This is a genomic window from Compostibacter hankyongensis, assembly GCF_039541075.1.
GTDB lineage: Bacteria > Bacteroidota > Bacteroidia > Chitinophagales > Chitinophagaceae > Compostibacter > Compostibacter hankyongensis.
On record NZ_BAABFN010000002.1, the window covers coordinates 888,058 to 911,487 of the forward strand.

At 51.3% G+C, this 23,430-nt stretch carries 16 protein-coding genes and 1 tRNA gene; 9 read left to right on the forward strand and 8 right to left on the reverse strand.

From position 1 onward, the window contains the following. Positions 1-13: 13 nt before the first annotated feature. The 6 genes from ABD851_RS08455 (at position 14) to ABD851_RS08480 (ending at position 5,076) form a co-directional block, all read left to right on the forward strand. The gene (locus ABD851_RS08455; protein ID WP_344978193.1) at positions 14-838 is read left to right on the forward strand and encodes a heme/hemin ABC transporter substrate-binding protein; all 825 of its coding nucleotides are present in this window, start codon (positions 14-16) and stop codon (positions 836-838) included. Beyond that, the gene (locus ABD851_RS08460; RefSeq protein WP_344978195.1) at positions 835-1,884 is read left to right on the forward strand and encodes a FecCD family ABC transporter permease; all 1,050 of its coding nucleotides are present in this window, start codon (positions 835-837) and stop codon (positions 1,882-1,884) included. Before ABD851_RS08455 ends, ABD851_RS08460 begins: the two co-directional genes overlap by 4 nt. Then, a complete protein-coding gene (locus ABD851_RS08465) occupies positions 1,881-2,747 on the forward strand; it encodes a heme ABC transporter ATP-binding protein (RefSeq protein WP_344978197.1) in 867 nt (288 codons plus the stop codon). Before ABD851_RS08460 ends, ABD851_RS08465 begins: the two co-directional genes overlap by 4 nt. Next, positions 2,713-3,750 carry a hemin-degrading factor gene (locus tag ABD851_RS08470; protein ID WP_344978199.1) on the forward strand — a complete coding sequence of 346 codons (1,038 nt, stop codon included), beginning with the start codon at positions 2,713-2,715 and terminating at the stop codon, positions 3,748-3,750. The genes ABD851_RS08465 and ABD851_RS08470 overlap by 35 nt, the downstream gene beginning before the upstream one ends. A gap of 57 nt (positions 3,751-3,807) precedes the next feature. After that, positions 3,808-4,140: a DUF6686 family protein gene (locus ABD851_RS08475; RefSeq protein ID WP_344978201.1), complete on the forward strand. Its 333-nt coding sequence runs from the start codon at positions 3,808-3,810 to the stop codon at positions 4,138-4,140. A 78-nt stretch (positions 4,141-4,218) separates the two neighbouring features. After that, positions 4,219-5,076 (forward strand): alpha/beta hydrolase, encoded by an 858-nt coding sequence (locus ABD851_RS08480; protein ID WP_344978203.1) that lies wholly within the window; start codon positions 4,219-4,221, stop codon positions 5,074-5,076. Positions 5,077-5,157: 81 nt separating this feature from the next. Here ABD851_RS08480 and ABD851_RS08485 read toward each other — a convergent pair whose 3' ends face one another. The 4 genes from ABD851_RS08485 to ABD851_RS08500 form a co-directional block, all read right to left on the reverse strand. Further along, on the reverse strand, positions 5,158-6,861 hold the full coding sequence (locus tag ABD851_RS08485) for a RagB/SusD family nutrient uptake outer membrane protein (RefSeq protein WP_344978205.1): 1,704 nt from the start codon (positions 6,859-6,861) through the stop codon (positions 5,158-5,160). A 24-nt stretch (positions 6,862-6,885) separates the two neighbouring features. Continuing rightward, positions 6,886-10,038 (reverse strand): SusC/RagA family TonB-linked outer membrane protein, encoded by a 3,153-nt coding sequence (locus ABD851_RS08490; RefSeq protein ID WP_344978207.1) that lies wholly within the window; start codon positions 10,036-10,038, stop codon positions 6,886-6,888. Between the two features lie 306 nt (positions 10,039-10,344). Next, positions 10,345-12,267: a SusD/RagB family nutrient-binding outer membrane lipoprotein gene (locus ABD851_RS08495; RefSeq protein ID WP_344978209.1), complete on the reverse strand. Its 1,923-nt coding sequence runs from the start codon at positions 12,265-12,267 to the stop codon at positions 10,345-10,347. Positions 12,268-12,358: 91 nt separating this feature from the next. Further along, on the reverse strand, positions 12,359-15,565 hold the full coding sequence (locus ABD851_RS08500; RefSeq protein WP_344978210.1) for a SusC/RagA family TonB-linked outer membrane protein: 3,207 nt from the start codon (positions 15,563-15,565) through the stop codon (positions 12,359-12,361). Positions 15,566-16,186: 621 nt separating this feature from the next. Here ABD851_RS08500 and ABD851_RS08505 point away from each other — a divergent pair. Continuing rightward, positions 16,187-16,948 carry a DeoR/GlpR family DNA-binding transcription regulator gene (locus ABD851_RS08505; RefSeq protein ID WP_344978212.1) on the forward strand — a complete coding sequence of 254 codons (762 nt, stop codon included), beginning with the start codon at positions 16,187-16,189 and terminating at the stop codon, positions 16,946-16,948. 72 nt (positions 16,949-17,020) lie between these two features. Here the strand turns inward: ABD851_RS08505 and ABD851_RS08510 are convergent, their stop codons facing one another. From ABD851_RS08510 to ABD851_RS08520, 3 genes are all read right to left on the reverse strand, one after another. Next, the gene (locus ABD851_RS08510; RefSeq protein ID WP_344978214.1) at positions 17,021-17,596 is read right to left on the reverse strand and encodes an NADPH-dependent FMN reductase; all 576 of its coding nucleotides are present in this window, start codon (positions 17,594-17,596) and stop codon (positions 17,021-17,023) included. Positions 17,597-17,665: 69 nt separating this feature from the next. Beyond that, a complete protein-coding gene (locus ABD851_RS08515) occupies positions 17,666-19,096 on the reverse strand; it encodes a sialate O-acetylesterase (protein ID WP_344978216.1) in 1,431 nt (476 codons plus the stop codon). Positions 19,097-19,188: 92 nt separating this feature from the next. Further along, the gene (locus tag ABD851_RS08520) at positions 19,189-20,427 is read right to left on the reverse strand and encodes a PQQ-dependent sugar dehydrogenase (protein WP_344978218.1); all 1,239 of its coding nucleotides are present in this window, start codon (positions 20,425-20,427) and stop codon (positions 19,189-19,191) included. A 187-nt stretch (positions 20,428-20,614) separates the two neighbouring features. Here ABD851_RS08520 and ABD851_RS08525 point away from each other — a divergent pair, with 187 nt between their 5' ends. Continuing rightward, on the forward strand, positions 20,615-20,974 hold the full coding sequence (locus ABD851_RS08525; RefSeq protein WP_344978220.1) for a SnoaL-like domain-containing protein: 360 nt from the start codon (positions 20,615-20,617) through the stop codon (positions 20,972-20,974). Positions 20,975-21,196: 222 nt separating this feature from the next. Continuing rightward, a tRNA-Pro gene (locus ABD851_RS08530) sits at positions 21,197-21,270 on the forward strand. Positions 21,271-21,547: 277 nt separating this feature from the next. Here ABD851_RS08530 and ABD851_RS08535 read toward each other — a convergent pair. Further along, complete coding sequence (locus ABD851_RS08535; RefSeq protein WP_344978222.1) at positions 21,548-23,272, reverse strand: recombinase family protein; 1,725 nt, start codon at positions 23,270-23,272, stop codon at positions 21,548-21,550. Positions 23,273-23,430: the final 158 nt, after the last annotated feature.

Below are 23,430 nucleotides of genomic sequence, written 5' to 3' on the forward strand. Positions count from 1 at the left end.
GAAACCGGAGATGATGAAAAAAGTCATTTGCTGCATTATCCTGCTGTATACCGGCATGCTGGTTCAGGCTCAGACCAAGCCGCGTATCGTATCGCTCAACGGCACCCTGAGCGAGATCCTCTGCGCCCTGGGCCTGGAAGGGCAGATCGTAGGAGTGGACATCACCAGTAACTATCCGGCTTCGCTGAAGCAGAAGCCCAAGCTGGGACACAACCGCAACATCGCAGCAGAGAACGTGCTGGCCCTCCGGCCTACCCTGGTATTGGGTATGGAAGATCAGTTCAGCTCCGCGTTAAAGGAGCAGCTTGGCGTTACAGGGGCCAGGATAGTCGTTTTCAGACAACAATACAGCATAGCGGGCACGCAAAAACTGTTGCAGGAAGTGGCGGAGGCCACAGGGCGGAGACCGGAAGCGAAGCCGCTGCAACAGCAATTCCAACGGCAGGCCGCCGGACTGCCGTTTACTCCCACCGGAAAAAAGGTGCTGTTCATCTATGCCCGTGGCGCCGGCACCTTGCTGGCCGGGGGCAGGGGCACCTCGGCGGATGAAGCCATCCGGCTGGCGGGTGCGCAGAATGCCATGCAGGATTTCAGTGACTTTAAGCCCCTGTCTGCCGAATCGCTGGTCGCCGCCAACCCGGATATCATCCTGCTGTTCAGCAGCGGCCTGCAAAGTATGGGGGGAATCGACGGCCTGCTGAAAGTCCCCGGCATCGCCCAGACCCGCGCCGGAAAAAACAGAAAGATCATCACGATGGACGGGGAGCTGTTGAGCGGCTTCGGACTCAGGCTTCCGCAGGCCATACGGGAGCTGCATGATAAAATCAATGCCCGATGAGCTACCGGAAACTGCAATGGATATTGGTCGTGCTGATGATCGTTGCCGCCCTGCTGTCTGCCGGTACAGGAGCGATGGCGATCTCTCCCGTCCGGATCATGGCCATATTGCTCGACAGGGCAGGGTGGCACCTTCCGGTTTACTATGATGAAGGCATGGCCGCCGTGCTGCTGCAGATCCGACTGCCCCGCGTGCTGATGGGCATGCTGGTAGGCGCCGGACTGGCCGTCTCGGGAGCCGCCATACAGGGCCTCTTCCGGAATCCGCTGGCCGATCCCGGCCTGGTCGGCATCTCCGCCGGCGCATCCCTGGCGGCCGTGCTTTTTATCGTCGTCCTCGCCACGCTGCCGGCCGTAACGAACAGCGCCCTGCTACCCCATTATCTGCTGAACCTCGTCACCTTCGCCGGCGCCTGTATGACATCCCTGCTGGTATTCCGCATCTCCCGCTGGGGCGGCAGAACGCTCATTACCACCCTGCTGCTGGCCGGGCTGGCCCTGAATGCCCTCTGCAGCGCCTTCACCGGTCTGGTCATCTCTACCGCCGATAACGAACAGCTGCGGAGCATTACCTTCTGGACCCTGGGCAGCCTGGGCGGAGCCTCCTGGGACACCGTACTGGCGCTGCTCCCCTTTGTACTGCTGCCGCTGATCCTGTTGTCCTGGCAAGGCAAGGCGCTGAACGCCTTCTCGCTGGGAGAACCGGAAGCGGCACATATAGGCGTCAACGTGAAAAAGCTGAAGGGACAGATCATCCTCCTGTCTACCCTGGCCGTGGGCGCCTGTGTGGCTGTATCCGGCGTCATCGGCTTTGTGGGCCTCGTTGTGCCCCACATGCTGCGGAGCGTCATCGGCAGCGACCACCGGCGGCTGCTTCCGGCATGCGCCTGTCTGGGCGCCGCCCTGCTCACCCTGGCCGATATGCTGTGCCGTACCGTTATCGCTCCTGCAGAGCTGCCGATCGGCATCGTAACGGCCCTATTGGGGAGCCCTCTTTTTATTGTCCTGCTGATGAAACAAAAGAAATACCTCTTCGGACTGGCATGATACAAGCGGAACATATACAATACCGGATCAGGGGAAAAGATATCCTGCATCCTATGACCTTCTCCCTCCCAGGAGGAATGCTTACGGTAGTGCTCGGACCCAACGGAGCCGGTAAGTCCACCCTGCTGCGTATCCTCGCAGGAGAATTACGGGAAACGTATAACCGTATCCGTATAAACGGACGGCTGCTGGAACATTTTTCCCCGCAGGAAGCCGCCCTGCAGCGCGCCGTGCTTACCCAGCACTATTCGGTAAACCTGCCTTTTAGCTGCGAAGAGATCATCATGATGGGACGTTATCCGCATTTCCGGCATGCTCCGGCCGCACCGGACATGGCCATCGTCAGGGAATGCATGGAGGAAACCGGGGTGAGCGCTTTTGCAAAACGGCTGTTCAATACCCTTTCCGGAGGGGAGCAACAGCGGGTACAGCTGACGCGCGTGCTGACCCAGCTCTACCCCGGCACCCGAAAAAGCAGCTGGCGGCAGAAGATGCTGCTGCTGGACGAGCCTACCTCCAGCATGGACTACCCGTATCAGCACCGCTGTATGCAGCTGCTCAGGCAGCTCGCCCGGAAGGGATGCACCGTGGTAGCGGTGCTGCACGATCTGAACCTGGCCGCACAATATGCCGATATGATCCTGCTGCTCCGCGACGGCCATCTGCTGCATGATGCGGCGCCCGCAGAAGTGCTGCAGCCTCACCTCGTAAGCCTGGCTTACGGGATGGATATAGATGTGCTGCATCCGGATGCCTATCCGTTTCCCCTGCTCCTCCCCGCCTTACACGACCATTCATCTATAACTCAACCTGTCAAAACAAACCATTATGCATACCCTCACCAACCCCTCGCTGAAAGATAGCTGGCTGGCTGTCAGAAAAGAAAACCCGCGTATCCGCATCCGCGATGCCGCCCGGCAGCTGGGCGTTTCGGAAGCCGCTATACTGGCCTCCTTCTCCGGCGGAAATGATGTAATCCGGCTGGCCGGAGATTTCCGGGAATTATGGAAAAGAATGCCCGGGCTGGGATACATCATGTCCCTCACCCGAAACGAAAGCTGTGTGCACGAACGGAAAGGGATATTTGAAAACGTGCATGCCGGCAGCGGTCATGTAGGTTTCGTAGCGGGGAAGGACATCGACCTGCGGATGTTCTTCCGGCACTGGGCCTTCGGGTTCGCGCTCCGGGACAACACGGCGGCGGGCTTCAAAAACTCGCTGCAGTTCTTCGATCAGCAGGGTACCGCCGTCATCAAGATCTTCCTCCAGGAGGAAAGCGACCGGGATGCTTTCGAAAAGCTGACGCACGACTTCACCGCTGCGGATCAATCTCCCCTGCTGGAAACCGCCCCTCCTGCCCCGTCGCAAGCGTATGCCGACGAGCTGGTCAACGAGGCCGCCTTCCGGGAAGACTGGAGCAGGCTAAAGGATACCCACGACTTTTTTCCTATGCTGAAGAAGCACAACATATCCCGCCTGCATGCGCTGCGTATCGCCGGGGAGTTTACCCGGAAGATAGATGCGGGAAGCGTGAAAAAGCTGCTGTACGACGCATCGGCTTCCGGCATGGAGATCATGGTTTTTGTCGGCAATCCGGGGAATATCCAGATCCATACGGGACCGGTAAAAAATATCGTGGAGATTCCGGGCTGGATCAACGTCATGGACCCGGAGTTCAACCTGCACCTGCGTACCGGCGATATTGCCGAGTGCTGGTCGGTACGTAAGCCCACGGCAGACAGCGCCGTACATTCGGTTGAGGTATTTGACGCGGCAGGCAGCCTGATCGTGCAATTTTTCGGCAAACGCAAGCCCGGCATCCCCGAGCTGCCGGAATGGGCCGCTTATGTGAACAGCCTGCGCTGAGACCGCCCTTCACCGGTTTTCGAAAATAAATAACGCTTATACCTGAACTGTCAGCCCATGTGTTGCTATCAGACCCTTTACCTTTGCCGGGATACCGGATACGTTATCCGCTGCGTCCATTGCGGTAACATGGTTATTGCTTTCGGGAACCTGCTGCTGACCTTTCCGGAAGAAGAGTTTGCTCCGTTCCGCAACTGGATAAAGAAATGCCATGCCCGCCATGCCGGGGCGGAGGAACCGGATGAAAGATCCGTCATCCTGCCTGCGACGGGAGAAAGGATCAGCATGCTCCTGAGCCCGCATGAGCTCGGGGCATTTGTTTGCATGCTCGACATGGCGGATACCGAATGGCAGTCGCAGCACATCATGTCCCTGCTGCGGGGAAACTGATGGGCTGAACCGCCGTGAACAGGAAGCGCTTGCGAATCTGGACTTCAGCGCGTAGCTTTAGGGATCAAAATAGACGTTATGCAACGTATTTTTCTTTTTGCCCTTATTCTCTTTTGCGCTATGCCAGCTTTTGCCCAGAATGCATCCGTTATCCATCTGTGGCCGGGAAAGGTACCCGGCGAGAAAGACGCCAAACATCCCGCGGAGATCGCGCCGGACAGCAGCCGGGGCGTGACCCGGCTGACCAATGTCACCAATCCTACCCTTACCGTTTACGAGCCGGATGCCGGTCACCGCAACGGGGCAGGCATTATCGTATGCCCCGGCGGGGGATACAGCATACTGGCCATCGATCTGGAAGGAGACGAGGTGGCCAAGTGGCTCAATACCCTGGGCTTTACCGCCTTTGTCTTGCAATACCGCGTGCCGCAGAAACAGGAAGGCGCGCTGCAGGATGTGCAGCGGGCCATCCGGATCGTACGCAAAAATGCTGCAAAATGGAGCCTCAACCCGGATAAGGTAGGTGTGCTCGGCTTTTCTGCGGGAGGCGACCTCTCCGCCCGGGCCTCCACGCTGTACGATCAAAAAACCTATCCTGCCGTGGATGATGCCGACGCCGTTTCCTGCCGCCCGGATTTTGCCGTGCTGATCTATCCTGCATACCTGGACAAGGGACCGGAACACAGTATTACCCCCGGGGTAAAAGTGAACGAACATACACCGCCGATGTTCCTGTTCTCCACGGCCGACGATCCGCACGGCCTCAGCGCCCTGGCCATGGCCTCCGCCTTAAAGCAGGCAAAGGTACCGGTAGAGCAGCACCTGTATCCGAAAGGCGGTCACGGGTACGGACTCCGGCCCGGTAATCCGGCAGCAATGACCTGGCCCACGCTGGCGGGCGACTGGCTGGAAAAGACAGTAGCTGCCGGCAAATGATCTTCGTTAAAAAGCCCGCCATATCCCGGATGACAGGATACGGCGGGCGGGGAAAAACAGGGTCATTGTATTCCGAACTTATTATTCCCAGCCGGGGTTTTGTTTCAGTGCTCCGTTGGGATAAAGCGAAATCTCTCCTGTAGGGATGGGCCACAGATAATTTCTGGGTTGTACCGTTCTTTTGCTGCTGCTCGGATAAACTACAATATATCCTTCATCATTGATCGTCACTTCAGCGTTGTCCGGCACCTTGGCCCCCAGGAAAGCGTCGGGATTTTTCTGGCTGTCCATATAATCCAGCTTGTGCCAGCGGATGAGATCAGCCAGCCGGAACCCGTCCATCATCAGTTCAACCCTGCGATCCCGGCGGATCTCCCAGATCAGGGAAGTGACATCTTCGTCTTTCGCAGGGTCTGTAAAAGGAACGCCGTTAACTGCAGTGCCCTGATGCCCGCTCAGCTGCAGAGGAGCCACATCATCCCGGTCACGCAAAAGATTAACAGAAATATCCAGATCCTGGTTGGTCATGGTATATTTCCCCAGTTTATCCAGTTCAGCACTCGCTTCTGCATAATCTTCCAATATTTCCGGTAGCCAGAAGATAGGAGCATCGCTGATATTGTAAGGTATCGTCTCGGTATCCCCGGGCTTTATGGTATCGCCGGACTGGGGCAACCCCGGAAGGAATTTGGCAGGGCGGTAACCGGTACTCGATCTCATTCCTCCTACCAGCTTTCCCAGATAGCAGTAAAAGAAATCGATCGTTTCAAGGAGACGTCCGTCCCTGTTGGCACGAAGATTTTCGATGTTGTCATCACCCTTATAGCGGGGGGAGAGGCTGATGGGAAGACCGTCCGAACACACGTAAGATTCCACGGCAGATTTCGTAAGCCCCCGCATGGGCGTGGTACCGTTGGTATATCCTACCGTACTATGCATCAGTACGCCGTCTTCATAATTCTTATAAAGGATAACCTCAGGATTACCTTCCAGGCTGTTGGAACTGTATACATCCTTGTAATGACCGCTCAGACCATAGCCTGCTTTCATCAATTCGGCCGAAGCATCCTTGCATTCCTGAAGATACTTGGCTGCCCGCGCATCGTCGTTTTCGTTATACTCGCTGTAGGTACCCTCGAACAGGCAGACACGCGACTTCAGCGCCAACGCCACATCCCGGTTGACGGTATTGGGATCGGCATCTGCCCTGGATCGCAGGTTGGCCACGGCGAAATCCAGGTCGGCCAGCACGCTATCCATGACCTTATTTCTCGGATCACGGGGCTTGTATATGGCGGAATCCTCCGAGATCTCCAGCACCTGGCTGTACCAGGGCACGTCACCAAATCTCCGGACCAGCCTGAAATAACGCCAGGCCCTGAAAAAACGGGCGACTCCCTCCCAGTGGTTTTTTGCTGCCTCATCCATGGGTACGATAGGCACGCGGGCGATCATCAGGTTGGCCTTGCGGATATCTCCAAAATCCCAGGTGCCGTCGCTGGCCGGAGCGTTTTTCGGAAAATCCTCAAAGGTAGGATTGTCCTGGTCATCGTTGAAGCTGCTGAAATAAAAGTCGCCTAACCCCAGCCCGTTTCCGTATCCGGTGATCATATCGTGGTAAAACCCCCAGCTAAAGGATTTTACATTGTTCTCACTGTTCCAGAAATCCAGGTCGGAAAACTGGTCCGGCGGATTCTTATCCACATATTTGCTGCAAGCGGAAGCCAGGAAAAGCGCAGCGGCAATGAAGGAAAAGACTTTTATATTTTTTAGTGATCGTTTCATACCTGAATGCTTTATAACATAAAATCAAAAAGTAAGTTGCAGACCAAAGGAATAATTTCGCTGGAAGGGGAAAGTTCTTCCCGTATATCCCAGTTCTCCGTCCGTAATCTCCGGGTCCAGCGGCACGCCTACATGAGATATTTCGGCCAGGTTCTCGCCGCTTACATAGAACCGCACTTTTTGAAGGTGAATCCTGTGCACGAGAGCTTCGGGGAGGGAGTACCCGATCGTAAGGTTTTTCAATCTGCAGTAGGCCAGGTTGAGCAGGTATTTCGTCTGAGGATAAAAATCATGACCGCCCGCCAGCAGCCCGCCTACCGTTCCTCCTGAGTTACCGGCATAAGGATTGGGATATTTTGCGTTGGGGTTATCAGGGGTCCAGTAATCCAGCTGATGTTTGTACAGGATCTGTGAATTGCTGTACATCGGGATCACCATATCGCCAACACCCCACATATCCCGCTTGCCGACACCCTGCAGGAAGAGATACAGGTCAAAGCCCTTGCATTGTCCGCCGAGCTGTGCACCGTACAGGTATTGCGGCTGGGTATTGCCGATCACGGTCAGGTCGCCGTGATCAGCAGCAGTGGAATTCCCCCCGTCGATTTTGCCATCTCCATTCAGGTCCTTGAATTTTATGTCTCCGGGTCCGTAGGTGAAGTCGCCGTTTTCCAGCCCACTCTGGCTGGGGATGCCTGATTTAAGCGTAAGAGAACCGTCAGCATGCTTATCAAAATCGTCATTGGTAAAATACCGGTCTGTTGCAAAGCCCCAGATATCACCGTAAACCGCGCCGTCATAATTCTGGTTGATCACCTTGGCTGGATTATTCCACTTGGTGATCACGGCCTTGTTGTTTGCCAGGCTGAGCCTGGCAAAGAGGCTAAAGTGATCATTGATCGGATAATTGAGGTTTATATCCACCTCAAAACCCCGGTCACGCATATTCCCCTGATTGGTGTGGGGCGCAGCGGCGCCGAAGGTAGCCGGTACGGAATTGGTGCTGATCATACCGGTAGTAGTACGCTGGTACCAGTCAAAGCTGCCGCTGATATAATTCTTCAGAATTCCGAAGTCGAGTCCAAAATCCAATGTCCGTACCTTTTCCCATTTGAGACTGTTGGCTATGGCAAGAGGGTTATTAAAGGTAGGCACGGTCACCCCGTCTACAATCCAGTTGGCATTATAGCTGCTCATCCCGGGAATAAAATACTGTCCTCCCACATCCAGATTACCGATAGCGCCTAATGATGCTCTGATCTTCAGATCGCTGAAAAGCGGTTGGATAAAATCCATGAAAGGTTCCGCGCTGATACGATAGCCCAGGGATCCGGAGCTGAAAAACGCCCACCGGTCCGTGGGCGAATAAGCGGATGATCCGTCGTACCGCCCGTTCAGCTCAAGCAGGTACTTATCTTTGTAGGCATAATTCACCCGGCCAAAGAAACCGGCATAGGCGGCATTGACATGACTATTGTTGACCAGCTGATCTCCTGTAGCCAGGCTGAGTTCCGGTTTGTTGGGATCCAGCAGGTTTCTTTTTTCCGCGCTGAAAGAGATGTTTTCGTCATCTTCCGCGTTGACGCCTCCCATTACCGTAAGGTGATGTACGTCGGCAAAAGTATTATCATAGGTAACAAAACCATTGAACGTATTTACAATATCCCGACCGCTGGAATATACCGCCTGATCGTTGCTGGCCGATGCAACATTTTCGAGGGGCATGCTGGCGCTCCAGAAGTTCCAGAGCACGGCGGGACCGCCGGCTATATGACTGAGCACGTTATCCCGGTTGATGGTATAGTGGGCCTCTATGCTCAGGTGAGGCAGAGGCCGGAGCACGGCACCAAGATCTACGCGGGAATAGTTATCCGTGACCGTATTGTCATGCGCAAGGTTGAGATAGCCTATCGGCCCTCTGAAATAACTGCCCTGATAGGTGCCGTAGGGGAAATAGGCCGGCCAGCGCCACATATAATAAAAGTACTGCTGATACTGGTAAGGCTGCGTGTATCTGAAGTTCCGGTAGAGGATCTTGGCGCTCAGGTCAAGCCAGTCTGTGGGAGCCACATCTACCCCGGCGGTGACATTATATTTTTTCAGATCGTCAGGATGCGGCTTCATGATGCCGCCCTGATGATTGTAATTAAAAGACATATAATAGCTGGTCTTTTCCGTTCCCCCGACGACAGACAGGTTCTGGGTTTGCTGGGGCGTGTATTTTTTCAGCATCATGCCTTTTATATCCCAGACACGGTAAAAATAGGATGGATCAGACCCGTTGGGGAGATCAAAGTCCTCTCCGTCTACCATGTCAATCCCTTTGCGGTTATGTGCATAATTCTGCTCCCAGTTCTTTATCCCTTCCAGCTCCTTGGAGAACTGCATCCCGAACAATTCAGGAGAATTGTTCCCTGCTCTGGCCGCTCCGGATATCAATCCCGGCAATTCCTTCACAGGATCAGAGAAATCAGGCAGAACAGTGGGGGTGTTCCAGGAAAAATTGTTGGAGTAGGTCACCCGTGTAGGTTGATTGTGGTGGCCATACTTGGTCTTGATCAGTACGACCCCGAAGGCGGCTCTTGCCCCGTAGATGGCCGCGGAAGCAGCATCTTTGAGCACAGAAATGCTGGCGATGTCGTTCGCATCGATCACGGAAAGATCGGGAGTAGGCACATTGTCCACAAGGATCAGCGGGGCGCTGCTGCCATTTACCGAGCCCACACCCCTCAGCCTGATATCCGGAGCTGCGGTCAATGCACCATTGCTATAGGTGATAGCCAGACCGGGCACGATCCCCTGCAGCGCCTTGGTGACGTCAGTCAGCGGCTTGCTGTCAAATGTTTTCTTCATGTCCACGGTGGAGACGGCCCCGGTCAGATCGGCCTTTCTTTGCGTACCATAACCCACGACCACCAGCTGCTTCAAAGAATTCTCGCTTGTCCTTAGTAATATGGTATAGCTGGACACGGTGTCTATCGGCACGGTCTGCGATTCATAGCCTACATAAGACACCTGAAGTGACGCTGTCCCGGGCGGGAGTACCAGGGAAAATGCGCCCTGCATATCGGTAGTGGTACCGGATCGGGTACCGCTCGCCATTACGGTAGCTCCGATGACCGGCTGCTGTGTGGCGTATTCCAGCACCTTTCCCTTAATGCTCCTCTGCTGGGCCATTAAGGAGCCAGTACAGAGAAAAACTACCATAAAGACTGAAGTGAATAAAGCTTTGTTCATAAGGAAAAAATTACAAGACGAAGAACATGTTACGAATTTATGCGGTTTTATATTTTAATTTCAGGCAGAAAACAGAAATAACAATTACTTATTTCAGGGCTTGTCGCACCATACAGGAACTTCATCTATTCATCACAGGAAACCCTGTTCAATAACCCGGGAGGGAACAGCAATTTCCTCCCCTTCCCAACAAGACCGAAGCGCTTTTAACTTGACTTAAATACGAAATCTGGATAAATATCACTATTACTTGAGGTATCCATAATATTCATCATCAGTCGCACAATCCCACCAAACCGGCATGCTCCAAACGTTTGGATCAGCAGCATGCGGATTAATGGCCAAAGCATTGGCTGAGTTGTAATTTAGTTCAAGGGTTGCAGGCAACTGCCACCGGCGCTGCCAGTACCGGGGATCTGTTTTGGAACTGCCGGTATATAGTTCTGTACCTGCAAATAACGGCCCCCGGTCATATCCGGGATAAACTACCCCGTAACCACCTATATTACCCGCGCTAAAATTAAACCGGCGCATATCGTTCCAGTTTTCGATGCTGACACCCATGGCCACATATTTTTGCAACATGATGTCTGACATGGTCAATGCACCTGCATTCTGGCAAACCGCATTGCTCTGAAGGTAGCTATTGACGGCTGCTTGATCCATAGGCGCCATATCGGGATTATTATAGCCTCCCCCTTTCCATTCCGTCAGCTTGGCCTGCATCATATCCAGGTGCGCCTGAATACCGGCCTTATAGGCTGTATAAGCATTTGCCTTATCCCCTTTCCTCATATATACCTCAGCTTTGATAAAGCACATTTCATGGTATGTCAGGATCTCCTGATCCGAGATCGGGCGAACCTGGAAGGAACCGGTAGAAGCAATCACACCCGCCGCCGCGGCTTCTTTCGTAATATACCAGTTAAGATCCGTTTCACTATTTATACCGGTTATGCCTGTCGCCATGGAATTGCTGCGCATATTTACGTAGACAGTGTCTCCGGCATACAGGTAATTGGTATTGTTTATATATATGGAACCTGCCTTGTAGGTCACTTTTACGTTATTCCCATTAACGGTGTGAGGCCGTCCCGCCAGCACCTGGGCTGCAATGAATTTTGTACGGTCGGCTGCGTCGGCAATAGCATACGTTATATCCACATCTGAAACGGCGTAACTTGGCGTTATGATAGAAGCAGCGCCTCCTTTTACCAGCCGGGTTGACGGACCGTAAGAATCCACGCCCACGGACCGGCTCCAGGTATAAGAGGTCACTTTGCCGCTGCCGTTAAGTTTAATGTTGGACATGGATGCCGGTACGATCTTGGTCATGCGGGGATCGGCAACCCCTGAACCGCGCATATTTGTCAGTAAGTTATAGTAGTATTGGGATATGCGCTGACCGCTGCCATAGCCCACATAATCCCAGTTCCCGTTGGTAACAACAGGGTCGCCTATCAGATAATCGGTTACCGTACTGTTGTTGAAGCAGGGCTGCACCACATTGTCGGCATTGGACTGCGGGCCCTTCGACAAACAATATAAAATAGAATCCGGGTTAAACAGATCTGCTTTTTTGGACAGCTTAAGCATGTAGCGCGCTTTCAACCCATAGCAAAATTTAATCCATTTGCTTACATCGCCGTTGTTCCACATATCTCCCTGAGCAAATGAAGGAACTCCGGCCTCCTGTGTTTTACCGAACAAACTGATCGCTTCATCCAATTTCGCCATACAACCCTTGTAAATGGTTTTACCGTCGTCATAGGCAGGGCTCGGGGTCGCTATTCCGGATATGGCCTGCGACTCCGTATAAGGCATTTCCCCATACAGATCCAACATCTCCATAAAGCCCAATGCGGAGAATACATCTGCGGCGGCCATATAATAATAGGCGTTTTTTTGTTCGGCAGATTTGTACAGATCATTCAGGTTGGAAGCTACTTCTACAAAATAGGTCTGATAAGGGGTTATATTGCCCGTGGATGCCGTCCATGTGGTACTAAACGCATTAGCAGAGCCGGTTGTGCTATATAAGACACCGGCCTGGCACGCCGTACGGAAATTGGACACCCCTGCCGTGTAGGTATAAAAGTGTTCAATCCAGGGCAACCTGTTTTGGAGCAATACGTTGGCGCTGCTCGGATTATCAGGATCTGTATTCACATCCAGCCATTTTTTACAGGAAACAGCCCCCAGTAAGATGATACAACCCAGTATAGTATATCGAAAATTTTTCATGACGAGTTTTTTTTGGTTAAAACGTAAGGTTTACGCCAAATGAGATCGTTTCTACAGCGGGCACGCCCAGGTAATCAATACCGGTAGAGCCCGAGCCTCCTGTCCCTCCTGCCGCGCTTACTTCCGGATCCATTCCTTTGTAATTGGTCCATGTAAATAAATTGGTGCCTGTAGCCGTTACAGAAAGCCCTTTGATGGCATTCTTTTTGGTCAGCAAACCGGCAAAATCATAGGTCAAGGACAGAGAACGCAGCTTTAGCCAATTGACCGAAGTGATGAAATTCAAAGAATTGGCTGCATAGCTGCCTACGCCGGTTTCCGTGCTTGACCAGTACTGCTGGATCATGTAGGTACCGGAATAGGTTGTACCGCCAATATCGTAAGACTCGCCGGCCTTATAGGTCTGGTTAAAATCTTCCCCGGTCTCGCTGTTGACGCCGGTTACGGTTACCGACTGGCGATCGTTCTGTAGCGTTTTCTTACTCAGGCCGTTGACAACCATCGCATACGCTGTACCGTTATACACATCTCCCCCCATGCGAATATCAAGAAGAAAGGACAAAGAAAAATTTTTATACCGGAAAGTATTGTTGAATCCTCCGATGAAATCCGGTTCGCGGTTGCCTACAATCGCAGCATTGGTACCGGTGAATACTTTATATAATCCCGTGTTGGAATCTACCTGGTAGCGCCCGTTGGGAATCTCATTTCCTTTGGCATCCGTTTCCCGCAAATAACGCGTGCCGGTCAGTCCGAGGAAATACCCGCCATTAGGAATAGAGGCCGCTTTTACGGTTCCGAATTGCGCATCCGTCGGGTAAAAATAGGCTACCCCCGGAAGAAACGCACCCAACCGGCCCCTGTTATAGGAAAAATTCAGCGTGGCAGTCCATCCGAAATCCTTTTGTACGATAGGCTTTCCGGTAAGGGCTATTTCCATACCCTTGTTAATTACCGAGCCTGAGTTAATGGAGACAAGAATATATCCGCCGGCATTGGATAAACGCGGCGAGGCGATCTGGTTCCTGGTCTGACTGTGATAGTAGGTATAATCCAAATCAATGCGATCATTCAGAAATCTGAATTCTCCCCCTACTTCCCAGGAATTTTGAATTTCAGGTTTTAAAAAAGGATTCCCGCTTGTGTATTGATTGCCGATTCCTGTAAACGATCCGATGGTGATGGGACTGTTCACATAGGTAAGGGTAGCATATGCATTGGCATCTTTACCCACCTGCGCCCAGCTTCCGCGGATTTTACCGAACGAAAGAATAGTGCTTTTGGGCAACAATTCTGTGAAAACAAAAGAGCCGCTGACCGAAGGATAAAAATAAGATCGGTTCTCGATGGGTAAGGTGGACGTCCAGTCGTTGCGTCCCGTCAGCGTGAGGTAGGCAATCTCTTTATAAGATACCCCAAATTCCCCGTAAGCTCCCACCAGGCGCTTTCTTGTTGTATGATCCGTAAACTGTTTGTTTTCCGGTGCTATCGTTTCAAAACTGGGGGTTGAAAGATCAGTAAAATTGAACCCCCAAAGATTTTGACCCAATGCTTTAGTATCTTCCGAAGTTGTTCCCAGCATCAGGTGCGTATCAAAATCTCCGAAGGTCTTATGAAAATTACTCATCAGGGTAGTGGTGATGTAGGAATAGTCATACAGGTCCTTGCTCAAACGCCCGTTCTGATACATGATATCTACGGCAGAGCCCGGGGCGATATAAGTATAATCATTCGTGGCGTACTGGTCATAACCCAGGCGTGCCGAAACATCCCACCAGTCTGTAATCTTATAATTGGCGTTGACGCCACCGGTGAAACGCCTCGTTTTTGAGGTCAGATTATTCTTGTTGATGATCCAGTAAGGATTGTCCTCGTCGTCTTCCAATGCTACACTCCCGGCATAGGGACGATACTGTGTCCCGTCGGGATTGATGTAGCGTTTCATATTGAACGTTTGCGGCCAGCTGTACAGCGCACCCATACTTCCCACTCCGTCAATAGAAAGGCCGGACCATAAGCCGGACGTAGTTAAAGTTCTGTCTGTATTGGCAATAGAATAAGCCGCATTGACATCCAGTGTCAAGCGTCCGTATTTTTGTCCGCCGTTAAAACGAAAGGTCTTTTTATCATAATCCGTACCCGGAATGATACCATTCTGTTTATAGTTAGATGCCGATAAGTAAAAAGACCCGTTTTTTGAACCGCCGGATACGTTTACGTTATTGTCATACACCACACCGTTGCGAAAAAAATGATTTATATTATCATATATTGTACTGTCGCCCGGGATTTTTGGCCCCCATGAGTTATACGTTCCAAACACGTTATACGAATTACTGTTAAGAACGCCGTTGTTGGTATAAGAGCCCGGCCCGAATTCGGCTTGCGCTTCAGGCAGCTTATTTGCCCAGGAGCTGCTTATCCTGCTATTGACATTCACCGTTACCCTGCCTTCCTGTCCCTTCTTAGTGGTAATGATAATAACGCCGTCAGCCGCCCGCGAACCGTATAATGCAGATGCGGCGGCGCCTTTCAGAACCGACAGGCTCGCGATATCTTCAGGGTTGATGTCCATGATGCGGTTTGAATACGTGGTATTGCTGCGGGAAAGGCCGTCGGTAGCCGTGCTGCCGGTAACGCTCGTTGAATTGTCGTATATAATACCGTCAATAACAAATAAAGGCTGGTTTTGCCTGCTGTCAGATGTGGAGTTACCCCCCCGGATGGTGATCGAGGCGCCCGCGCCGGCCGCACCGCTGAATTGCGTAATGTTTACACCGGGAACCTTACCTGACAGAGAATTGACGACATTGGTATTCTTATTTTTCATCAGCTCGTCCGCGCTCAGGTCAGAGACCGAGTAACCCAACCCCCTTCGCTCTTTTTTAATACCCATCGCCGTTACAACTACTTCCTGCAACCCTTCGTTTCCTCGCTGAAGCGTAACGGAAAGCGTTGCGGCATCCCCTACCGTGATCTCACGGGTACTAAATCCCACGGTGCTGACGATCAGTATATCTCCGGGAGCCGCACTAATCGTGAACTTCCCATCCTGACCGGTATGGGTACCGATAGTTTTGTCCTTAACGACCACGGTAGCTCCTGCGATCGGGGTATTTTCAGCAGTAAGTACAGTGCCGGTTATGGTGTGCACCTGGGCAAATACCGATTGCGGGATTTGCAATGCGAGAATTGTAATAATAAAGGTGAAACATTTTATCATGGTTTAAAATTTAAGCGCAAAATCAAAGGGATGCTGTCAGCGTTTTTGTATCTGTACCGTAGAAACCGCGCCCGTCAGATCAGCCTTTCCTTGTGTACTATAATTCACAACCACCAGCCGCTTCAGAGAATTCTCGCTTGTCCTTAGCAATATGATTTGGCTGAATGCGGCATCTGTCCGCACGCTCTGCGACTCATCGCCCACATAAGACATCTGAAGCGACGCTGCCCCGGACGGGAGCACCAGGAGAAAGCAATGTATTTCCGGATGATGATATGGATATTGACCAGGCTCGGGGTCAGCCTTACAGGATCCCGGAGTACAGCAGAAACCCGTCTGATGCTGCATCCATGAACCTGCATAAACCCATAAAGGCAAGAAAATCAGAAGTAGCTGTTTTCTCATTCAGAACAAATTTAAGATCTGAAGAATAGCTGAAATACTGAGTAATACTATTGACAATGAGCGACTAAAAGCAAAGAAAGAAGGATTTCATCACCCCAAACACACTATCCGGAAAATGCGTTTTTATGCAGATTTTTAGTGAAAATACCGCATAATCCGGAAAAGAAAAAATATTTTTAACAAAAATTTCATCCTCCTAACTTTTACTTTTATCCCATGAACCAGGTATTACTGAAAGAAGAACGCCACTCTTTTATTATGCGTCAGATCAATGTGCACAACAAAGTGCTGTCCACAGACCTGAGCCATCAGCTGCAGGTATCGGAAGATACCATCCGGCGGGACCTGAAAGAGCTGGCGGATGCGGGAAAAGTACTGAAGGTGCACGGGGGAGCGATAGGCCGCTCGTTTCACTACCCCTTTAACGGCAACAGCGAGGTCTATGCACAGGAAGCCAAGCAGCAGATCGCGGCAAAGGTCATCACCCTGCTGAAAAATGACATGGTCATCCTGACCGGCGGGGGCACCACCATGATCGAGTTGGCCCAGCAGATACCGGATACCCTGCGGGCCACTTTTTTTACCATCAGCCCCCTGGTAGCCCTGAAGCTGAGCGACCACCCCAATCTTACCGTTTTCAGCATCGGCGGTCAGCTGAGCAAAAGCGCCAGCGTTCATATCGGCGCCAGCGTGATCAACGCCCTTTCGGATATACGTGTGGACCTGTGCCTGCTGGGTGCCAACGGGCTCTCGGTGCAGGAAGGAATGACGGATTCCGACTGGGAAGTGGTACAGGTGAAAAGAGCGATGATACGCTCCGCACAGAAGCTATGCGTGCTCAGCATTGCAGAAAAGCTCAACTCGGTGCAGCGGATGAAGGTCTGCGATCTGAACCTGATCCATTACCTGGTTACCGAATTACCGCCGAACAGCCATTTTCTGAATAACTACCGGCACCTGGACCTAGTCCTGCTCTGATATCCCCAAACAAATTGCCGACAGGCGGAGTACGGATTGCGGAAGACGGTCAGCCAGGCTCCCGCTCATGGGTCAGCGGCCGGGGAAAAGAGAAGTATTCTTTTTTACGGGGCGCGCTTCGGCCAGCAGCGCTATCATCCGGTTAAAGCGGGCCAGATACTCCGCCGAAAAGGACTTCATGCCTTCGTCATAAAGGTCTTTCCGGCATATGGGCACAGCATAGGGAAGCACCCAGGAGCGGAGCGCCTTGGCCACGGCGTCCATGGCGTTGATGCCCTGCATCGCCTGTACGCCCGCGGCCCAGCAAACAAGGCCGGTAACCTTGCCTGTAAGGTAGGGCGCAGGCTCGCCGGCGCTTATTTCCAGCCAGTCCAGGCAGTTTTTCATCACACCGGTCATGCTCCCGTGGTAGAGCGGGCTGAGCCAGACGTGGATATCGGCCTCCCGGAATAAGGCGCACATCTGCTCGGCTGCCGCCGGTATCTGTGCCAGGGTATGATCAAAAAAAGGTATGCCGGCCTCCGCGAGGTCAAACACGACAGGAGTATATCCCGCCTCCCAGAATTTTTCAGCATAATAATCTGCAATTCTTCCGGCAGTGGAATCCTGCCGCGTGTCCAGCGACCCGTTAAAAATCAAGACATTCATCCCGCAAACCTACAAAAGTTTTGCGCAAGGTTTTACCGCAGGGCCGTCGGGGGCCCATGCCATTGCCGGTCAGAGAGCGGCGGTAAACGAAGATGCCGGCAGACCCGCTTTGTTAAAAAGATGGGCGGTGGATGTATCGGTCCAGTCGTAACGCACCGCCGTGGGATGAGACACTGTAGCAGCCCGGACCACTACCTTATTTCCCTTTACGGCTGCTTCGGCCGGCACAAAGTTGCCATCGGCGCCAGCCAGCTCAAAACCGGAGAGCGGTCCGCCTTTCGTATTCAGGCCGTCCTTGGCATAATCAAAGGAAAGAATGGCCCTGTTGCCTTTTACCTGCAGCTTTTTGTATAACGGGCCGGAATATACGATTCCCTTTTGTCCATAGGTGCGCGCCAGCGCCCAGAGGGCTAGCCGCCTCCCCACCTCTTCCTTGTTGGCCGGATGTATATTGTCCGGCGTGGCGATATCGAGGGTCACGACCATGCCGGTATTGGGCACTCCCAGTGACTTGCGCTGGGCATCGCGGAGCGCGGCGGATTTGATACCGTCCCCACCATACTTATAAGGAGCGATCTGTACAAAGTAGAAAGGAAAATTACCTTCCTTCCACCGGTTTCTCCAATCGGTGATCATCGTTGGAAAAAGCTTTTCATACTGGGCCGCCCGTCCCACGTTCGACTCACCCTGGTACCAGATCGCCCCCTTTATCCCAAAAGGAACGATAGGAGCAATCATACCATTATACAGTAAGGAAGGATGGTTGGGGTCTTTGGGAGCGGCGGCAGACATTTTTCTGAGCGAATCCTGCTGGTCCAGCGCCGCGTTAAAATCACCCAGCGTTCTCAGCGCATCGCTGCTGGTCCAGGCTTCGGCTACCGTACCGCCCCAGCTGGTATGGATAAGGCCGATGGGCACATGCAGCTTCTGGTATAGCTGCCGCCCGAAGAAATAAGCGGCGGCGCTGAATCCGGCTACCGTTTGGGGACTGCAGGCGGACCAGGAACCGCTGCAATCCTCCTGGGGGTCGGTGGCAATGGCTTTCTTTACGGTAAATAACCGGATGTTGGGATAGTTCGCGGCTGCGATCTCCTGTTCGGAGTTGAGCAGAGGAGCGCCCTTCCATCCGGATACGGGCATTTCCATATTGGACTGTCCCGAACATACCCAGACCTCTCCGATCATGATGTCATGCAAAACAAGGGTCTGCTCACCGCGGATCGTCAGCGTATAGGGGCCACCGGCGGCAGGCGTTTTCAGTTTCACCATCCATTTCCCCTGTTCGTCGGCCTTTGTACTAACGGGGCTTCCCTTTGCCCAGCTTCCTTCAACAGATACCGCTTCGCCGGGTGAAGCCCATCCCCAGACGGGCGCTTCGGAGCGTTGCTGTAAAACCATGCTGTCGGTAATGATGGCCGGAAGACGGATGGCTGCGCCGGCATTCAGCGTGATGTAACTTAAAAAAAGCAGCAGGATGCCGCATCGCATGCTCGATTTCATATCGGATGAAGTTTATCTTTTAAGGACTATAACCGCTAAAGATAATGCTTATCCCCTGAATTACAAATCCCGCCTGTCCCTCCGCCGGAGAACTATTTTCTGGCTATGCGGTACAGCTTCCCGTTGTCGGTTACGGCGTACAACGCACCGTCCTTACCGGTGATCAGCGCCCGGAAGCGCTCGCCAAGATCGCCGAGCAACCACTCCTCGCCTACCACCTTGTTGTTTTTTATCGCCAGCCGCGTAATATGCGAACCGCTGAGACAGCCGATAAACAGGTTGCCTTTCCATTCCGGGATAGCATTCCCCGTATAGAAGGTAATGCCCGAAGGGGAAACGCTCGGATCCCAGTAATAAACCGGCTGTTCCATACCGGCCTTTTGCTGGATACCGTCGCCCACCTTATCGCCGCTGTATTCTATTCCATAGGTGATTACGGGCCATCCGTAATTTTTTCCCGCCCGGATGATATTTACCTCGTCGCCGCCCCTGGGACCAAACTCGGCTTCCCATATCTCTCCCGTTTGCGGATTCCAGGTCATACCCTCGGGATTGCGGAACCCATAGGCGTAAATTTCCGGCCGGGCGCCGGCTTTATGGGCAAAAGGACCACCCGGAACCGGCTTGCCGTCCTTGGTAATATGAATGACCTTTCCCAGCGAGGAGTTCAACTCCTGCGCCTGTACGCGGATCTCTTTTGCGGAACGTTCGCCTGTACTGACAAACAGGTTGCCTTGCTTATCGAATAAAATGCGCGAACCAAACTGCAGCGCGCCCTTAAACGCAGGAGTAGCCCGGTAGATCACCGTGGGATTCTCCACCTTGGTTTCGTCGGCCGAAAGCTTCCCTTTGGCAACGGCCAGCAAGGTCCCCCCGGAGGTCTTCTCCGAATAGTCCCAGTAGATCATCCTGTTGGATGAAAACTGCGGATCGATATTCACATCCAGCAGACCGCCCTGGCCATCGGGAACCACGGGCGGAAAACCGGTAACTTCCTTGTGGGATTTCCCGTCCGGCGACTCGATGCGCATAGTGCCTTTTTTCTGTGAGATCAGAAAACGGCCGTCGGGCAGGTTGCAGATGCCCCAGGGATGATCCAGCGAATTGTCTATAACCGTAACGGATAGCGGCGTCTTTGTCTTTATCGCCCCTACCCTCGTCTGCCCTGCAAAAGCAGATTTATAGCCGATATTGGGCTTTTGGGTCTCTACAGGAGGCAGAGAATCGGCAGCGTTGTGCTGAGCAGAAGCTGCAGTATGGTTCCTGCAGCTCAGAACAGTGTTGACCGCGATAAAGCATATCGCCGTCGTCATTATTTTCCGGGATAACATAACATTTTTTTAAACCTAAAAAGTAAACAAAAAAATCAGGCCGGTGACCGCCGGGGTTGTCCCCTCTAAGATAGGTCATTTATGGCTTTCCGGAGACCAGCCATAAATATATTTGATCATATAGCTGTCCGGAAAAAAAGCAATCCCCTAAAAAGACCTAACTTAGTTGCAAACAAAATCCAGCATTATGACTACCCAACAAATTGCTCAACGGCTGGCAGCACTCTGCCGCGAGGGTGAATTAGAAACAGCCCAAAAAGAACTGTATGCCGATGATGCGATCAGCATAGAGCCCGAAGCCTCCCCCGGCTTCGACAAGGAGACCCGGGGAAAGGATGCTATCCTTGAAAAAGGACATCAATTCAACAGCATGGTGGAAAAAGTCTACAGCTATGTTGTATCGGAACCGCTGATCAGCGGCAATACTTTTGCCTTTACCCTGGAGATGGACATAAAAATGAAAGGAAGAGAACGCGACACCATGGGCGAGCTGTGCGTTTATCAGGTCAGAGACGGGAAGATCGTTGCCGAACAGTTTTTCATGTGATGGAAAGCGCCCCTTTATCCCGGTCAGGACCCCAGCTACCCCCGCTCTATCCAGGACTGAACAAAAAGCGGCCACTTCCTCCCGGCCAGGGTCCTCTCGCCCCCTTTTTCAAACGGCTTTTCGCCGGATGGAAGAGAAAATCTCCAGGATGGGGAATAAATTTCATTATTTAACAAAAGCGGTTTATTTTTGCGCTCCTGTTCCGGGGCAGTTTCCGGAATTCGGGATGTAGCGCAGCCCGGTAGCGCACTTCGTTCGGGACGAAGGGGTCGCTGGTTCGAATCCAGTCATCCCGACTTAAAGTGTTAAAAGAGGCAAATGCCTCTTTTTTTATGCATTTTTTAATTTTAATTCATTGATTTATAGCACTTTGTTTTGGGTTCGAAGTAAAAAAACCGTTTGTATTTATTGGAATTTCAGTTAAATAACATTGATTTTTAAGTCGCAAATAATCTATTGATTATAAATATCTTACATTCTGCATGCGCAATCACTACCACATTCCGGCAAAATTACCTTTTTGCTTTTTCCCAGGAAGTTGACTGACTTCGAACCGGTATATCTTGTTTTAAATCATGAGGAAAAATGTGGTTGATATCCCGTTTTTATACTAATACAAAGTCGGGCAAATTCTGTCAGAAAGTGATGAAGGCGGGTGAACAATGCTGAAGAAATAACCTGTCCGCTTCTTTTTTCAATCCTACTCACGATCGCTTTATAAGGAGATTTATTTTCTCTAAGATCAGGACTGCCTTCTCCGGCTTTTGCTTTTATCTGAATTGCATATTTCTCGACAGAAAGACCATATATTATTTGTGCCACCTCGTTAAGATTATTGCTGAAACCGGCTGTATCAAAAATCAATTTTTCTTTAAGCAATAAAGCAGATAACTGTCGTTTGGCAGTAAGGTCGATCTCCTTACTCGTATAAAAAGACTTCAGATCGGTAAGCTGCATGGCAATCTGATCTAAGTCCTGGTCCTTTTTTACTCCGAGTATATATGCTTTATGTAATTCTTCTCCCAGAGTATTGATTTTGGTTTCACAATCATCTTTTATGGCTAGGTAATCATCTATATCTATGTCTCCCTTCGTCAGCAGTTCTTTGCCTTTTGCGGAACGTTCTATTAGTTTGTCTATGGATTTCGTAATATACGCCTGATCAATCTTTTTTTGGTGAAAAAGCTCCTGGAAAGTCGCTTTAATTATCTCTTTATATAGTTCGATATATTCTTCGTTTGTAGAAAGACGTTCAATACCCTGAAAAAAATACTCATTTATCTCCTCTGCCCGGACCCGGTAACCACAAGCTGAGGTACAATGGTAATAATAATATCGTTTATTTCTTCCTTTGGAGCCGCTGGCCAATAGCCTTTTGGCGCATTTAGGACAATAAAGGAAGCCATGCAAATGGAGTAGCTCATTTTGGGATTGATGCTTATAGCGCGTTCTCTTGCCATTAAGCCGAGTCTGTACATTATCAAATAACGCTTGATGAATCAGTCCCTCATGATTACCTTTTACTGTGTTATGGATTGTGCCATTTGCGGGCGGAATTCTTATCTGTCCGCAATAAACGGGATTGCGCAACAGATTCCAGAATGTGCTCAAACTGCATCGAAGTCCTTTCTCAACACTTTTCCTGTATAAGGACCTGACAGACACTTGCTCGTCTATACCGGTAAATATTTCCCTGACCAGGGAAGCTTCAGGTTCATGTGGCACAATGATTTTCTGCCCGGCCGGAGTATATGTTTTCACATAGCCTATGGGCGCATTTCCGATCCAATAGCCTTCCCGCTGTGCCCTGCGGAGTCCTTGACGTATATTTAGAGACCGCCTTTCATTTTCCACCTCTGCTATAATGATATATATTGCCAGCAGCACTTTATCTTCAGGTATAGAGAGATCTAATGGTTGATCAGATGCCTGGGGTTCAATGCCTAATTTTTGGAGCATATTAATCATGTAATAGGCATTGGCAGCATTTCTGCTGAACCGATCCCAGCGGGTGAATAAAACTAACTGGGGTCTGTTGTATTTACTTTGCTTGAATTCCCACATGAGCTTAGTCCAGGCCGGTCTTCGAAAAGTCTTTGCAGAATGGTCTTCAAAAACAGTTTGGAGGATCTTTATATTATTGGCCTGGCAAAACCTGCGCAATCGTTCCTCCTGGCTACGTTGCGAATAGCCTTTCTGCGCTTGCTCATCCGTACTGACACGGATGTATATTACGGCAGTTATCGGATTGTCCGGATTCTTATCAGATTGTCTGACAGATAAAAGTTGCTGTTTCATTGTCAATGATTTAAAGATTATTTAATTATATTATGTTTAAAAACAACAGATCATATATTGTTTAAATTCAACAACATTTTGGTAAAACAGATTGTCTGAGCGGAAAGCTATCCATCTCCATTCAAGATCAGATCGATCTATTCATCCGGGGGTGCCTG

Coding starts and splice junctions, on each gene's coding strand:
- ABD851_RS08455 (WP_344978193.1), top strand. CDS start 14: ATGAAAAAAGTCATTTGCTGCATTATCCTGCTGTATACCGGCATGCTG.
- ABD851_RS08460 (WP_344978195.1), top strand. CDS start 835: ATGAGCTACCGGAAACTGCAATGGATATTGGTCGTGCTGATGATCGTT.
- ABD851_RS08465 (WP_344978197.1), top strand. CDS start 1,881: ATGATACAAGCGGAACATATACAATACCGGATCAGGGGAAAAGATATC.
- ABD851_RS08470 (WP_344978199.1), top strand. CDS start 2,713: ATGCATACCCTCACCAACCCCTCGCTGAAAGATAGCTGGCTGGCTGTC.
- ABD851_RS08475 (WP_344978201.1), top strand. CDS start 3,808: ATGTGTTGCTATCAGACCCTTTACCTTTGCCGGGATACCGGATACGTT.
- ABD851_RS08480 (WP_344978203.1), top strand. CDS start 4,219: ATGCAACGTATTTTTCTTTTTGCCCTTATTCTCTTTTGCGCTATGCCA.
- ABD851_RS08485 (WP_344978205.1), bottom strand. CDS start 6,861: ATGAAACGATCACTAAAAAATATAAAAGTCTTTTCCTTCATTGCCGCT.
- ABD851_RS08490 (WP_344978207.1), bottom strand. CDS start 10,038: ATGGCCCAGCAGAGGAGCATTAAGGGAAAGGTGCTGGAATACGCCACA.
- ABD851_RS08500 (WP_344978210.1), bottom strand. CDS start 15,565: ATGATAAAATGTTTCACCTTTATTATTACAATTCTCGCATTGCAAATC.
- ABD851_RS08505 (WP_344978212.1), top strand. CDS start 16,187: ATGAACCAGGTATTACTGAAAGAAGAACGCCACTCTTTTATTATGCGT.
- ABD851_RS08510 (WP_344978214.1), bottom strand. CDS start 17,596: ATGAATGTCTTGATTTTTAACGGGTCGCTGGACACGCGGCAGGATTCC.
- ABD851_RS08515 (WP_344978216.1), bottom strand. CDS start 19,096: ATGAAATCGAGCATGCGATGCGGCATCCTGCTGCTTTTTTTAAGTTAC.
- ABD851_RS08520 (WP_344978218.1), bottom strand. CDS start 20,427: ATGTTATCCCGGAAAATAATGACGACGGCGATATGCTTTATCGCGGTC.
- ABD851_RS08525 (WP_344978220.1), top strand. CDS start 20,615: ATGACTACCCAACAAATTGCTCAACGGCTGGCAGCACTCTGCCGCGAG.
- ABD851_RS08535 (WP_344978222.1), bottom strand. CDS start 23,272: ATGAAACAGCAACTTTTATCTGTCAGACAATCTGATAAGAATCCGGAC.